14 protein-coding genes are annotated in these 13,886 nt (G+C 63.0%); 2 read left to right on the top strand and 12 right to left on the bottom strand.

What is annotated here, in order from left to right; genetic code table 11:
* Nucleotides 1–3: 3 nt before the first annotated feature.
* From aat to VK804_RS16645, 3 genes are all read right to left on the bottom strand, one after another.
* Nucleotides 4–681, bottom strand: coding sequence for a leucyl/phenylalanyl-tRNA--protein transferase (gene aat, locus VK804_RS16655; RefSeq protein ID WP_325372162.1), 678 nt, complete (start codon nt 679–681; stop codon nt 4–6).
* Nucleotides 678–947 (bottom strand): hypothetical protein, encoded by a 270-nt coding sequence (locus tag VK804_RS16650; RefSeq protein ID WP_325372160.1) that lies wholly within the window; start codon nt 945–947, stop codon nt 678–680. Before VK804_RS16650 ends, aat begins: the two co-directional genes overlap by 4 nt.
* A 149-nt stretch (nt 948–1,096) precedes the next feature.
* Nucleotides 1,097–1,258 (bottom strand): hypothetical protein, encoded by a 162-nt coding sequence (locus tag VK804_RS16645; RefSeq protein ID WP_325372158.1) that lies wholly within the window; start codon nt 1,256–1,258, stop codon nt 1,097–1,099.
* 785 nt (nt 1,259–2,043) lie between these two features.
* On the opposite strand from VK804_RS16645, the gene VK804_RS16640 reads away from it, so the two are divergent.
* Nucleotides 2,044–3,633, top strand: coding sequence for a putative bifunctional diguanylate cyclase/phosphodiesterase (locus VK804_RS16640; RefSeq protein WP_325372156.1), 1,590 nt, complete (start codon nt 2,044–2,046; stop codon nt 3,631–3,633).
* A 157-nt stretch (nt 3,634–3,790) separates the two neighbouring features.
* On the opposite strand, the gene VK804_RS16635 is transcribed toward VK804_RS16640, so the two are convergent.
* From VK804_RS16635 to VK804_RS16595, 9 genes are all read right to left on the bottom strand, one after another.
* Nucleotides 3,791–4,882, bottom strand: a complete 1,092-nt coding sequence (locus VK804_RS16635; protein ID WP_325372154.1) for a sensor histidine kinase — start codon at nt 4,880–4,882, stop codon at nt 3,791–3,793.
* Complete coding sequence (locus tag VK804_RS16630) at nt 4,879–5,319, bottom strand: response regulator (RefSeq protein ID WP_325372152.1); 441 nt, start codon at nt 5,317–5,319, stop codon at nt 4,879–4,881. The genes VK804_RS16635 and VK804_RS16630 overlap by 4 nt, the downstream gene beginning before the upstream one ends.
* Nucleotides 5,316–6,845 carry a sensor histidine kinase gene (locus VK804_RS16625; RefSeq protein WP_325372150.1) on the bottom strand — a complete coding sequence of 510 codons (1,530 nt, stop codon included), beginning with the start codon at nt 6,843–6,845 and terminating at the stop codon, nt 5,316–5,318. Before VK804_RS16625 ends, VK804_RS16630 begins: the two co-directional genes overlap by 4 nt.
* A gap of 125 nt (nt 6,846–6,970) precedes the next feature.
* On the bottom strand, nt 6,971–8,320 hold the full coding sequence (gene accC, locus VK804_RS16620) for an acetyl-CoA carboxylase biotin carboxylase subunit (RefSeq protein WP_325372148.1): 1,350 nt from the start codon (nt 8,318–8,320) through the stop codon (nt 6,971–6,973).
* 138 nt (nt 8,321–8,458) lie between these two features.
* Complete coding sequence (gene accB, locus VK804_RS16615) at nt 8,459–8,944, bottom strand: acetyl-CoA carboxylase biotin carboxyl carrier protein (protein ID WP_325372146.1); 486 nt, start codon at nt 8,942–8,944, stop codon at nt 8,459–8,461.
* Between the two features lie 45 nt (nt 8,945–8,989).
* Entirely contained in the window at nt 8,990–9,457 is a 468-nt protein-coding gene (gene aroQ / locus VK804_RS16610) for a type II 3-dehydroquinate dehydratase (protein ID WP_325372144.1), read from the bottom strand.
* A gap of 285 nt (nt 9,458–9,742) precedes the next feature.
* The gene (locus VK804_RS16605) at nt 9,743–10,471 is read right to left on the bottom strand and encodes a DUF1236 domain-containing protein (RefSeq protein WP_325372142.1); all 729 of its coding nucleotides are present in this window, start codon (nt 10,469–10,471) and stop codon (nt 9,743–9,745) included.
* Nucleotides 10,472–10,670: 199 nt separating this feature from the next.
* Nucleotides 10,671–11,435, bottom strand: a complete 765-nt coding sequence (locus tag VK804_RS16600) for a DsbA family protein (RefSeq protein WP_325372140.1) — start codon at nt 11,433–11,435, stop codon at nt 10,671–10,673.
* A gap of 60 nt (nt 11,436–11,495) precedes the next feature.
* A complete protein-coding gene (locus VK804_RS16595; protein ID WP_325372138.1) occupies nt 11,496–12,899 on the bottom strand; it encodes a M48 family metalloprotease in 1,404 nt (467 codons plus the stop codon).
* 100 nt (nt 12,900–12,999) lie between these two features.
* Here VK804_RS16595 and VK804_RS16590 point away from each other — a divergent pair.
* The coding region (locus VK804_RS16590) for a pyridoxal phosphate-dependent aminotransferase (RefSeq protein ID WP_325372136.1) at nt 13,000–13,886 on the top strand (887 nt) is incomplete at its 3' end.

Here is a 13,886-nt window from a genome sequence, read left to right as displayed (position 1 = left end):
GGGCTAACCGCGCTCGGTAATGATCCGAAGCGCCTCTTCGCCGCCGACTGGCCGATCGGCGGGCAGCTTGTAGAAATCCGCCTCGCCCTTGATCGCCCTGTCGAGCAGCGCCGTATAGCGGCGGCGCGAGATTTCGACCGCGCCGAAACTGCGCAAATGCTCGGTGACATATTGCGTGTCGAGCAGCTCGAATCCACCGGCGATCAGCCGCGCCACCAGATGCACCAGCGCCACCTTCGAGGCGTCGCGGGCGCGATGAAACATGCTCTCGCCGAAGAAGGCGCGACCCAGGCTGACGCCGTAGAGCCCGCCGACGAGGTCGTCATTCTGCCAGGCCTCGACGCTGTGGGCGTGACCGAGTTCGTGCAAGCCCACATAGAGATCGCGGATGCGCTTGTTGATCCAGGTGTCGTCGCGGCCGGCCTGCGGCGTCGCGCAGCCCGCGATGACCGCCTTGAAAGCGGTGTCGACGGTGACGGTAAAGGTATCCGAGCGCACGGTACGCTTCAGCCGCGAGGCCACGCGAAAGCCGTCGAGCGGGATCACCCCGCGCATTTCCGGCTCGACCCAGAACAGCGTCGGATCGTCGGCGCTTTCGGCCATCGGGAAGATGCCGCAGGCATAGGCACGCAGCAGCACTTCGGGCGTGATCTCGGACGAGGCGGAGTCGCGGGAGGTCATGCGCCGGAGACTAGCAGGGCCGGGGCACGGCGCTCAACCGAAGACGCGTCCGCATCGAGTCCTAACTTGTCGAACCATGCCTTGCCGAGCCGGGTCACGATCAGCGAGCGCTCGTCGCCACGTTCCAGGCACCGGGTTTCAAGCAGATGGCCAAGGACGGCGCTTGGCAGGCGGCCGGCGAAATGAAACCGCCGCTCGCTCCAGTCGAGGCATAGCCGCAGATTACCGGCGCCGGCGCGACGGGTATTTTGTGGAAAACCGGTCATCGCGGCCCATCGCGCGCCCCGCTCGGTCAGCACGGCGCATGAAATAACCTGAATGGGGCTGGCAGGCGAAAGAAGATGCTGGCTCGATTTGATTGTGGCAGTTGCGGTTCGGATAAGAAAATGGCCCCGATTAAGGGGCCATTTTGGCGTTACATCTTCTTGTCCATCTTTTCCATCTTCTTCATCCCGTGGTGATGATGATGGTGGTGATGGTGCTTTGCCATGGGCTTTGCATCTTCTGCGCTTGCGATTGACGGCATTGCGAATGCGATAGCCGCCAACGCGGCCAAGGCGAAAGAAAATTTCTTCATTGATCCCTCCTTGGTGCCTGACACCTGATGCGGCAGGCAGCGAAAGGTAACAAATGCGTCTTTTGTCGCCAACAAAAGAATTATGAACGGACGTTCAGTTGCAGGGCATGTTCGCCCAATGGTCGCTTTCGGGGGAAGCGCAGGTCGTGCGGCTGAGCGCGTGCGTTACTTAAGCCTGCTGCTCCGCACTTTGCGGCCGCCCGATGAGCAACTTTGACCAGACAGCTTGCCGCCACATTGCTAGATTGCATGCGCGTACATGGCATGGCGCCGAAACTGACTACCAACTTTCTCAACCCCGCACGGGAGCCCAGCGCCTTCCGTGCGGGGCATTTCTTGGACAAGTGCACACCGGTTACTGAGCAATATTGAGCAGCGGCGCTGATCTGACGGAGTCGGAGTGGCACGCTGACCTCATGTGCGACAGCCGATGAAATCAAGGGTAGCCCGTGCCCTGAGTGTCGAGCGCCGATGATACTCGGTCGCGTCACGCACGAACCGCCTGATTTCGACCTCCACACTTTCATGTGTCGCGAATGCGAATACGTCCGATGCGTAGCAGTCGAGACGAACTCAACGCAGGCTCACTGAACATCGCCGCTGCAAAGAAACGGTCCCGGCGCGAGCCGAGGGCGTTGAAGTTTGGAACACAGAACGTATCGATTTGGGGGAACTCATCGTGAAGTTCCGACAATCCGTCGGCGACGTCGGCCGTTTAATTAACCTCTTTGACAGTGAGTGAAGCTTCCGACGGAACTGCGCCTGTCGGCGAAGGTTCCATTATCATGAAGTTGAAACTATCACGCACCATTCCGGCGAACTGGTTTGATTGGGGACGTCCCGAAGCGAGAGACGCCGTCGTCCTTTTCGGGGCGGCAATTCTGTCCTACGTTGTCGCACACATCTTTGATCTTGCTCCCAAGCTGTTTCAGCTCGGCATCGACTACGCTGAATGGGAACTCGACGACATCATCTTCGTCGTGGTCGTGATGAGCATCGCCTTGACGGTTTACGCATTGCGGCGCTATCGCGACCTTTCAAGGGAAATCAAATCACGCATCGCCGCGGAAACCGAGGCACGCAATCTTGCCCGCCATGATCCGTTGACCGGGCTGCCGAACCGCCGCTTCTTCGAGGAAAAGCTTGAACAATGCCTGAGCGCGGCAACTGCGGCGCATCAGGCGGCCGTTCTCATGCTCGACCTCGATGGTTTCAAGACAGTCAATGACACCCATGGCCACGCTGTGGGAGACAAAGCGTTGAGCGAGTTTGCTCGCCGGGTTTCGGTCATTGTGCGGGCGGATGCATTTCTCGCCAGGGTTGGAGGGGACGAGTTCACGATCATCATGCCCAAGATTGGGTCCCTCGATGATCCCACAAATTTGGCGCGACGCATTTCGGCTGCCGTCGCCGAGCCCTTTGTCATCGAGAATGTGACAGCAGAGTTCGGTGTTGGAATTGGCATCGCGATAGCTCCAAATGACGGCGTTCATGCCGACGAGTTGGTAAGGCGTGCAGATCGTGCACTCTATCGCGCCAAGGCCGCCGGAAGGTCATCGGTTCGATTTTTCGAACCTGAGATGGACATGCACGTCGAGCGGCGAATCCAGATCGAGCGAGAGCTTCGACTCGCAATCGTCTCCGACGGCATCGTGCCGCACTACCAGCCTTTGGTCTCTCTCAGCGGTAATCGTATTATCGGGTTTGAAGCACTGGCGCGTTGGGAAAACGGCGATTTGGGGTTCATTGCTCCCGATGTGTTTATTCCCATTGCGGAGGAAACCGGCCTCATCAACGCGCTCGGGGATCGACTCTTCCGGCGTGCCTGCGTTGATGCCGTTTCATGGCCCCCGGGCCTGGTACTCGCCTTCAACGTCTCGCCGATTCAGTTGCGCGATCCGACGCTTGGACTGCGACTTCTGTCGATCCTCGCGCAAACCGGATTTAGCCCCCGACGCCTGGAAATCGAAATCACGGAGAGCGCCCTTGTCGAGAACATCGGTGTTGCGCAGATCGTGATCGATCAGCTTCGCGAGGGCGGGGTGCGCATCGCTCTCGATGACTTCGGAACGGGCTACGCCACTCTGAGCCAGCTGCTCTCATTTCACCTCGACAAGATCAAGATTGATCGCAGCTTTGTCTCGCGCCTCGACAAGAGCGAAGACAGCCAGGTGATCGTCCGCGCGATCCTTGGCCTTGCAAAAGGATTTGGCTTGACAACCACTGCCGAAGGCGTCGAGGACGCCGGACAGTTGGCCTATCTCAAGGCCAACGGATGCACGGAGGGACAAGGCTACCTCTTCAGCAGGGCCATCCCGGCGGCGGATATCACCGCTCTTCTGGGCCGTTCGCCCCACGATTCCGCCGTTGCCTGAATCGGTGTTTCGATTAACTCCTGCCGGAAAATGCCGACCAGTTCCAGGTATCCGTCCAACGTAATCGATTCGTCCCATTCCGCTTATAATTGGAGAGCGGCGCAAGGCCTCAGGTTGCGCCAAGCCTGAACTTTACCATAACTAGCTCAGCCCGCGGCTAGCTCGCCGCGGCGCATCCCGGTTTTGCCGCGGGCTTGCCGGCGCGGCGAAACCTCAGCACGATCCGCGTTCCCGCGTGCGCCGGATCGCGCTCGACGGTGGCCTCGAGCTTGGCGGCCATGGCGCTGACGATGCGCTGGCCCATGCCGGTGGAGCGCGGGTCGGTCTTGACGTTGAGGCCGACGCCATCGTCGGCGATCGACAGCAGCAGATCGTCGCCTTGCGCCTTGAGGTCGACGTGAATGGGGCCGGCGCCGTCCGGATAGGCGTATTTGACCGCGTTCATCACCAGCTCGTTGACGATGATACCGATCGCGACCGCGCGGTCGGGATCGATCTCGACCGGCTCGCATCGCAACGTCAGCCGCGACATCCGGTTGCCCTCGGCGGACCTTCTGAGATCCTCCAGCAGCGCGTCGAGATATTGGTTGAGCAGCACGCTCTTGAGGTCGTGCGAGGTGTAGAGCCGGCGATGCACCTGCGCCACCGCGGCGACGCGGCCCATGGCGTTGGTCAGCGCCGCCTTGACGTCGTCCTCCGTGCTCGAATTGGCCTGCAGATGCAACAGCGAGGCGATGATCTGCAAGCTGTTGCCGACGCGGTGGTTGACCTCGCGCAGCAGCACCTCGCGCTCGGCGGCGAGCGCCGCGTAGCGGTCGCGCGAGGCGTGGACCTCGGCCTCGGCATCGTCGCGAGCCTTCCGGATCGCGGCCTGGCGCAGCGCGCCGTCGACCGCAACCTGCAAGAGCGGGATGAACTCGCCGTGCACGTCCTTGACCAGATAGTCGGCCGCGCCGGCCTTCAGCGCGGTGACGGCGATCTTGGAATCCTGCGCGGCAGAGACGAACACTACCGGCGGCGCGTTCGGGATCGCGAGGATCCGCTCCAGCGTCTCCAGTCCATCGAGGCCGGGCATGTATTGGTCGAGCGCGATCACGTCGATGCCGCCTTGCGCGAGGCGGTCGAGCCCGTTGCTGCCATCAGGCGCATGCACGACCTTGAAGCCGAGCCGCGTCATGCCGCGATCGACCAGCCGGGCGAGGGCGTGGTCGTCGTCGATATACAACAATGTGGGCGTGGCTTGTGTCATGTGGTGGCGGGCGGGACCTGGATCACGGAGAAGAACAGTCCGAGCTGGCGGATGGCGTTGGCGAAACTCTCGTAATTGACGGGTTTGGTGATGTAGACGTTGCAGCCGAGTTCGTAGCAGCGCTTGATTTCCTGGGAATCGTCGGTCGTGGTCAGCACCACGACCGGCGCGCATTTGAGATATTTGCTCTCCTTGACCCGGCGCAAGATCTCGATGCCGGTCATGTCGGGCAGGTTGAGATCGAGCAGGATCAACAGCGCCTCGCCCTTGTGATCGAGGCCGGCGCCATCCTTGCCGAACAGATAGTTCACCGCATCTGTACCGTTGGTGAACGGCACGATGTCGTTGTTGACCCCGGAGCGGCGGATGTTGCGCTCGATCAGGCGGGCGTGGCCCTCGTCGTCCTCGATCATGATGATGGTGACTGGCTTATTCATAGATCCCTGTTCCGGTTACTGGCTGCCCAGGCGATGGGCAGCGTGATCGTGAAGGTGCTGCCATGGTTGAGTTCCGATTGCACCGACATGGTACCCCCCAACCGCCGCACCAGCGCGCGGACATGGGCCAATCCAATGCCCTGTCCGGGTTTATCCTGCGGGCCGGCGCGGCGGAAGAGATCGAAGATACGCTGATGGTCCTTGGGATCGATACCACGTCCGTTGTCGGCGACCTCGAAAATCGCAAAACCGAGCTTTGTCCGTCCCCGCACCGAGATATCGCCGGGCACCCCGGGCTTGAGGTATTTCAGCGCGTTGTCGATCAGGTTGGAGAATATCTGTTCCAGCGCCAGGCGGTCGGAGACGATCTCGGGGAGCGGCTCGATGCGAATCTCGGCCTGCGCCTCCGAGGCCTGATGGGCGACCGTGGTGACGATGGCCTCGATCAGTTCGCGAGTGTCGATCTTGACCGGCTCGAATTCCCGGCGTCCCTCGCGGGTGAGGTTGAGGATCGCCGTGATCAGGCGGTCCATCTTGGCGATCGAGGATTTGATGAAGCCGAGCGCCTCGGCGAAATCCTGCGACAACTGCCGGTCTTCGCCCTCGAGGGCCGGTTCGGTGTCTGCCGCCGCCACCGGCAACGGCGAAGCGGAGGCCGCGGCGCGGCCCAGCGCTGCGATTCGCCTGAAAATATCGGCGCGCAATTCCTCCAGCTCGCTGGTGAATCCCATGATGTTGACCAGCGGCGAGCGCAAATCGTGGCTGACGATATAGGCAAAGCGCTGGATCTCGTTGTTGGCCTCGCGCAGGTCGGCGGTGCGCTCGTCGACGGTGGCCTCCAGGTTGATGTTGTTGTCGCGCAGCAGGCCCTCGGCCTCGTCGCGCGCCCGCGCCGAGCGTCGCACCAGGAAGATCGAGATGCCGGCAAGCGCGATCACCAGCGCCGAACCCACGACCGTCACCACTGAGGCAAGCCGCTGGGTGCGATCCGCGGTCGCGGTGCGCAATGCGAACAGCCGGTCTTCTTCCGTCCGCATCGTGCCGGCGATCTCGTTGATGCGCTGGACCGAATCGCTGGCGCTGGCCTCGCGCAGCATCGCGATGCCGCCGGCGACGTCGTTGCGCTTGACGAAATCGATCGTCTTGGCGAATTCGGCGAGGCGCGCCTCGACCGGGGAACGCAGTTGCCGGCTGTTCTCGATCTGGATCGGATTGTCGCCGGTCAATTTGGCGAGTTTGTCGACGTCGGGAAGGATGGTCGCAACCGCAGCTTCATGCTCGGTGAGAAAGCGCGGATCTGATGTCAGGAGATAGCCGCGCGCGGAGCTTTCGGCGCGACGGATTTGCAACAGCAGGGTCGAGAGCTGGTTCTCGACCTCGATGGTATGCACCACCCAGCCATTGTCTTCGCGTGCCTCGTCGACGAGGATCACCGAGGTGGCGCTGATCGCCACCAGCACCAAAAATCCCGCCGCAAGCAGCAGGAATTGGCCGATGGCGCGCCGGCGCATTGCGTCAGGCGTCACAACGATCTCGCGTAACCGATTCCAACTAATTCCCCCGGACGGCAGGGTCCCCACGCACCGAAACGCCTGACGGAGCAATTGGTTCCAGGGCCCATGGCTGAATTTCCAAGGGACCGAACCGCGGCTCAGTCGGCCGGCTGGCCGGCGAGATATTGTTCGAGCCAGTGGATGTGATAGTCGCCGTCGATGATGGCGGGCTCCCGGACCAGCGCCCGGAACAGCGGCAGCGTGGTCTCGATGCCTTCCACCACCATCTCATCGAGCGCCCGGCGCAGCCGCATCAGGCACTCCTGGCGGGTCTTGCCCTGGACGATCAGCTTGCCGACCAGCGAATCGTAATAAGGCGGGATGACATAGCCCTGGTAGACCGCCGAATCGATCCGGACACCGAGACCGCCGGGCGGATGGTATTGCAGGATCTTGCCGGGCGAGGGGCGGAAGGTGACGGGGTTTTCGGCGTTGACGCGGCATTCGATGGAGTGGCCGTTGATGACGACTTCCTCCTGCGTCACCGGCAGGTCGCCGCCGGCGGCGATGCGGATCTGCTCCAGCACGAGGTCGATCCCGGTGATCATTTCGGTGACGGGATGCTCGACCTGGATGCGGGTGTTCATTTCGATGAAATAGAATTCGCCGTCCTCGTAGAGGAACTCTACGGTGCCGACGCCGAGATATTTCATTTGCTGCATCGCCTTGGCGACGGTGGCGCCGATTTTCGCCCGCGCCGCGGCATCGAGCGCGGGCGAGGGGCCTTCCTCCCAGACCTTCTGGTGGCGGCGCTGCAGCGAGCAGTCGCGTTCGCCGAGATGGATCGCGCCGCCGCGGCCGTCGCCGAGCACCTGGATTTCGATGTGGCGCGGCTTCTGCAGGTATTTTTCCAGATAGACCGAGGCGTCGCCGAACGCCGACCTCGCCTCGTTGGCGGCCGTCGACAACGCCAGCATCAGATCGTCAGGTGTCTGCGCGACCTTCATGCCGCGCCCGCCGCCGCCGGAGGCGGCCTTGACTAGCACCGGAAAGCCGATTGCCTCCGCGATCGCCATCGCGTCGTCGTCGGCCCCGACCGCGCCGTCGGAGCCGGGCACCACGGGGATGCCGAGTTTCTGGGCGGTCTTCTTGGCTTCGATCTTGTCGCCCATCAGGCGGATGTGCTCGGCCTTCGGGCCGATGAAATGCAAATTGTGGTCGGCCAGGATTTCGGCGAAGCGGGCGTTTTCCGACAGAAAGCCGTAGCCGGGATGGACCGCGTCCGCGCCGGTGATCTCGCAGGCCGACAGCAGCGCCGGCACGTTGAGGTAACTGTCCTTCGAGGGCGGCGGCCCGATGCAGACGCTTTCGTCGGCGAGCCGCACATGCATGGCGTCGGCGTCGGCGGTGGAATGCACCGCCACCGTCGAGATGCCGAGCTCCTTGCATGCGCGCAGGATGCGCAGGGCAATCTCGCCGCGATTGGCTATGAGAATCTTGTCGAACATCGTTGTTGCTTTGCTCCGTCATCCTGAGGAGCGCGCTCTTTCTTGCGCGCCTCGAAGGATGGGCTACATGCACCGTCGCCAGGTCATCCTTCGAGGCTCGCCGAAGGCGGCTCGCACCTCAGGATGACGTCGTGGTTGCTACTCAATAATCACCAGAGGTTCGCCGAACTCGACGGGTTGGCCGTCCTCGACCAGGATCTGCGTCACGGTGCCCGCGCGCGGCGATGGAATCTGGTTCATCGTCTTCATCGCCTCGATGATCAGGAGCGTCTGGCCGATCGACACCTTGGCACCGATCTCGATGAACGGCTTGGCGCCGGGCTCGGATGCCCAATAAGCGGTGCCGACCATCGGGGAGGGCACTACGCCCGGATGTTTGGCCATATCGGCGACATCGGCCGGGGTCACCGCCGCGCCCGCCGATACGGCAGCCGGGGGTTGATAGCTCGGCGGCACCGCGGCGGCGATCTGGATGTTGCGCGCCACCCTCACCCGCAAGCCGGCGCGTTCGATCTCGATCTCGCTGAGATTGGTCTCGTCGAGCAGAAGTGCGAGTTCGCGGATCAGCGCACTGTCGTTGCTTGCTGATTTTGCGGCTGTCTTGTCGTCAGGCTGGCGCGCCATGGTCTTTGATCCGGAACTCTCTTCAAGGGGTGGCGGCGGAAAACGTCAGGCGTTCGCCTTGATGCCGATCCTGGCGGCAAGGCCTGATATCGCGAGCCGGTATCCATCGATGCCAAAACCGCACAGCATTGCGAAGGCGGCGCGGGCGGTGAAGGACTGATGACGGAAAGTCTCGCGGGCGTGGATATTGCTGATGTGCACCTCGACTGCGGGGATTTTCACCGCCGCCAGCGCGTCATGCAGCGCGATCGAGGTGTGGGAATAGGCGCCGGCATTGAGGATGATCCCGGCGGCCTTGCGGGCATGGGCCTCATGGATGAAATCGATCAACTCGCCTTCACGATTGGACTGCCGGCAATCGGCCTTCAGCCCGAACTGCGCGGCCGTCTCGGAGCACAGCTTCTCGACGTCGGCGAGCGTCGCATGGCCGTAGGTCTCGGGCTCGCGGGTCCCCAACAGATTGAGGTTCGGGCCGTTGAGCACGTAAATCGTCTCGGCAAGACTGTTGGCCATCCAGATCCCGGAAAATGTGGCAGAGGTGGCCGGGTTATAGGTAACAACAGGCCCAAGGGGAAGCCTTTAGGGCAGCCTTGGCCGTCCTCAAATGCCTCATCCGATTGTTAAAAAGCGGCGCGGAACCTGCGGAAACCGCTCGTTAACCAAGGTTAAAGGATGGCCGGCCGCGGCCAGTGTCGGCGATCGCGGCCCGGGTCTTTCGGGCCGTCGCGAAGCCCGTAGCGGATTCAAAAACGGGGCGGGCATCGCTGCCCGCCCCGATGGTGCTGCCGCGTTACGGAGTTAGGCTTCCAGCACCGCCACGATCTCGAGCGTCCGCGGATCCACCACGATGATCTGGTCGCGGACCAGGAAGAACTCGTAGCCGCGCCACTCCGGATACACCGTCACGACTTCGACCGGGAGCGGGTGGAACGACACGTCGCGGGGAACGCGGGTGCCGACCGCAATCGAGAAGTTGATGTTGTTGACGGGCGCAACGTGCTGATCCCTGATCACCGTGGTGATCCTGGTGCGCTGCTCGGTGGAAAGCTTGGCGCCGGCGCCGGCCTGTCCGGTGGTGGTCTGCGACCGGTTCTCCTCGCGGCCTTCGGCCTTCATGCTGCCGTTGCGATCTTCGCGGCCTTCGGCCTTCATGTTGCCGTTGCGGTCGTCACGGCCTTCGGCCTTCATGTCCTTGCTCGCGCCCTTGGCGTTGTCGTTGTCCGAGCTCATGCTCTTGGACTTCTGGCCCGGCATATTGTCCTCGGCGCGCTGGTTCTTGCCGGCCGCCGGTGGCTTCTGCTCGGACTGCGTCGCCTTCATGCCGGGCGAGGGCCTGGCCGGCTCAGTGGCGTCGCGATTGGCCGGACCGGCCGAGGTCCCGGCATGATCGGCCGACGGCGCGCTCTGTTGAACGGTGGAACCCGCCGACGGGGCTTCGCGACTCATTCCGGTTCCCTGCGCGTTGGCGAACCCGGTTCCGGCGATCAGCGCTACCGCTGCTGCCGAAATCATAAAACGATTAATCATCGAAAATCTCCTCACGTGTTTTTTCATTGCCCGTGTCGACAACGAAAGGAGATGCGCGATGTTCCGCGATATCGGCGGTTCCATCGCGTTTGTTTTTCTGAATGTGCGATGAACGGTTTCGAATCAAAACTGCCTGAAAAAAAGGCCGGCTGAACAGCCGGCCTTTCGATTTCAGCGAATCGGCAGGTGCGTTGGCGGCTCAGCAGGTCGCCTTGCCGCAGCGGGCGATGCCGATCTTCTCCTTCAGCCCGTCGAGGCCGACCGCGCCGACCACCACCTGCTTGCCGATCACGTAGCTCGGCGTGCCGTTCATGCCCATCGCCTCGGCGAGCTTGAAGTTCTCCTCAATGGTGGCTTTCACTTCAGGGCTGGCGAGATCCTTCTCGATTTTCGCGGTGTCGAGGCCGGCGTCCTTGGCCGCGGCCATCGCCCGCGCCTTGTCCGCAGGCCCCCGGCCGCCGAGCAGCTTCTGGTGGAAATCGAGATACTTCTTGCCCGAGGGATCCTGCATGCGCACGGCGACCGCGACCTTGGCGGCTTCCACCGAACCCTCACTCAGCACCGGGAATTCCTTCAGCACGACCTTGAGTTTGGGGTCGGTCTTCAGGAGATCGAGCATGTCGGCCATGGCGCGTTTGCAGTAGCCGCAATTGTAGTCGAAGAATTCGACGAAGGTAACGTCGCCGTCCTTGTTGCCGAGTACGACGCCGCGCGGCGAGTTGAAGATCGCCTCCGCATTGGTGGCGATGCTCGCCTCGTGCTTCTCGGTCTCGGCGGCGGCCTGCCGCTTGCTTAATTCGGTCATCGCCTCTTCCAGCACCTCGGGATGCGCGATCAGGTAATTCCTGACGATGGTCTCGATGTCCCCGCGCTGGCTGTCGGAAAAGCTCTGCGCCGATGCGGCCGGCATGCCGCACAGCGCGAGCGCGAAGAGGGCGGAGGCGATCAAACGGAACGAAGACATTGGCAAATCCCCTTGGTGAAATCCGGCTTTCCGAACAACGGAGGCCGGCTTGATTTTTCTCTAGTTGCTCTTCGGCGGCGGCTTGGCGACGACGATGTCGTCGGCCCTGACCCATCCGGGCGTGCCGACGGCGAAACGGGTTTTCGCACGCGCGGCCAGTTCGCGTGCGGTCTTGTTGTCGCCGCGAAGATAGGCGGCCTGGGCCGAGGCCAGATCGGCCTCCGCGTAATCTCCCTTCCGGCCATACGCCATCGCCAGCTGCGAATAACCGATGGGCGCCTCGGTCTCGCGCGCCACTGCCGCACGCAGAATCCTGATTGCTTCCTCACTATAGGCCTTATTCTCGGTCGCCACGAGCGCCTGCCCCAGTAACATCTCGATGAGGGGTGCGTTATTGGCGAGCGCCACCGCCTTGCGCAGGGGCGCGATGGCCTCAAGGGGCTTGCCGCCTTCCAGGAGCGCCTGGCCGCGCAATTCGTAAAAATAGGGATTGTTGGGCTGCAGCTGGATCAGCCCGTCGATCTGGGTCAGCGCGGAGCGCAGGTCGCCGTGAAGATAGGTCGTGATCGCGTGCGCGTAGCGCGCGGGCAGGCTGTCGTTCGACATCGGATAGCGCCGATAGACCGTGTCCTGCCGCTCCATGAAGGCGGAGATCTTGGCCCGCACCATGTCGTGGCGCATTTGCAGGGCCGGATCGTCCTTCTTGTCCCAATAGGGGCTCGACCGCGCCAGTTCCTCCAGCGCCGCGACGCGGTCGGCCGGCATCGGATGCGACTGCAGATAGGGATCGGCGCCGTGCGCGGCGAACAGGCTGTCATTGGCGAACCGCTTGAAGGTATCGTACATGCCCTTGGCGGATTGTCCGGTCGCGGTCAGGAATTTCACGCCGGCGCGGTCGGCCTGTTCCTCCTGCTGGCGCACATAGGAAATCAGGGTGCGCTGGATCATGGACTGCGGCCCGGCGATCGCGGCCGCGCCGGCATTGGCCAGACCGCTGTTGCTGTTGCCGCTTCGCGCGCCCGCTACCAGCGCGCCGGCCCCGAGCAGCATGGCGATGATCATCTGGGTCTGCGCCTGCGCCATTTGCTCGCGCATCTTGGCGAGATGGCCGCCAGCCAAATGGCCGGTTTCATGCGCCAGAACCCCGATCAACTGGTTCGGGGTTTCCGACTGCATGATGGCGCCGTAATTCACGAAAATACGGTGGCCATCGGCGACGAAAGCGTTGAAGGCGTCGTCGTTGATGATCACGATCTGGATATTCTGCTTTTCCAGGCCCGCGACCCGCAGGATCGGCCTGGTGTATTCGCGCAGCAGTTGCTCGGTCTCGGTATCCCGGACCGTCGACGGTCCTTTTTCCTGCTCCGCCAGCGCCGACGACATCGGCGCAAAAGCGAGCGCGACCGCGGTGGTGACAGCGGTCAGTTTCGAGGCTTTCCTGCGGGGCGTCGGGCGGAGCGGCATGGCGGTCTTTGGCGATTGGCGGCGGGCCGGATACGGGATATGTCCTAACAAACCGTGGAATGCGGCTAGTCTGGGGCGCGAGCTGAAATAGCAGATATCGATGCTTGAAGCGACACTTAGGGACCGGGCGAGGAGCCTGCTGACCGCGTCCGGGCGCAGCGATGTTCCGCCGTTCATGGTCATGGACGTGATGGCGGCCGCGGCGCGCATCGAGGCGTCCGGCGGCCATGTCATCCACATGGAGGTCGGGCAACCCTGGGCGCCGGCGCCGAAGGCGGCGATCTCGGCCGCGCATGCGGCGCTTGACGGCGCGCGGATCGACTACACCTCGGCGCTCGGCATTCCCTCGCTGCGCGAGCGCATCGCGGGGCATTACCGCGAGACTTACGGCTGCGCCGTCGATTCGGAACGGATCGTGGTCACCACGGGCTCGTCGGGCGCGTTCATTCTGGCCTTTCTGGCCATGTTCGAGCCGGGCGACCGGGTGGCGGTCACGGTACCCGGGTATCCGCCATACCGCCATATTCTCACCGCGCTCGGCTGCGAGCCGGTGCTGATCGAGACCTCAAGCGAAACCCGTCATGCGCTGAGCGGGGACGCCTTGCTCGCCGCCCATCGCAAGACGCCGCTCAAGGGCGTGCTGGTCGGAAGCCCGGCCAATCCCACGGGCACCATGATGTCGAGGGAAGCGCTCACCGGCCTGATCGCGGCGGCGGAAGGCGCGGGCATCCGTTTCATTTCCGACGAAATCTACCATGGCCTCGACTATGCTTTCCCGGCGGTGACGGCGGCGGAGCTTTCGCCGCATGCGCTCGTCATCAATTCGTTCTCGAAATATTTCTGCATGACCGGCTGGCGGGTCGGCTGGATGCTGGTGCCGGAACCGCTGGTGCGGCCGATCGAGCGGCTGCAGCAAAATCTCGCCATTTCGGTGCCGACGCTGTCGCAGATTGCCGCCGAGGCCGCGTTCGACGGGCGCTCCGAGAT

The organism is Bradyrhizobium sp. (assembly GCF_035484855.1).
Lineage (GTDB): Bacteria > Pseudomonadota > Alphaproteobacteria > Rhizobiales > Xanthobacteraceae > Bradyrhizobium.
The sequence above is the reverse complement of the archived record's forward strand: the minus strand, read 5'-3'. Positions and strand labels throughout refer to the sequence as shown.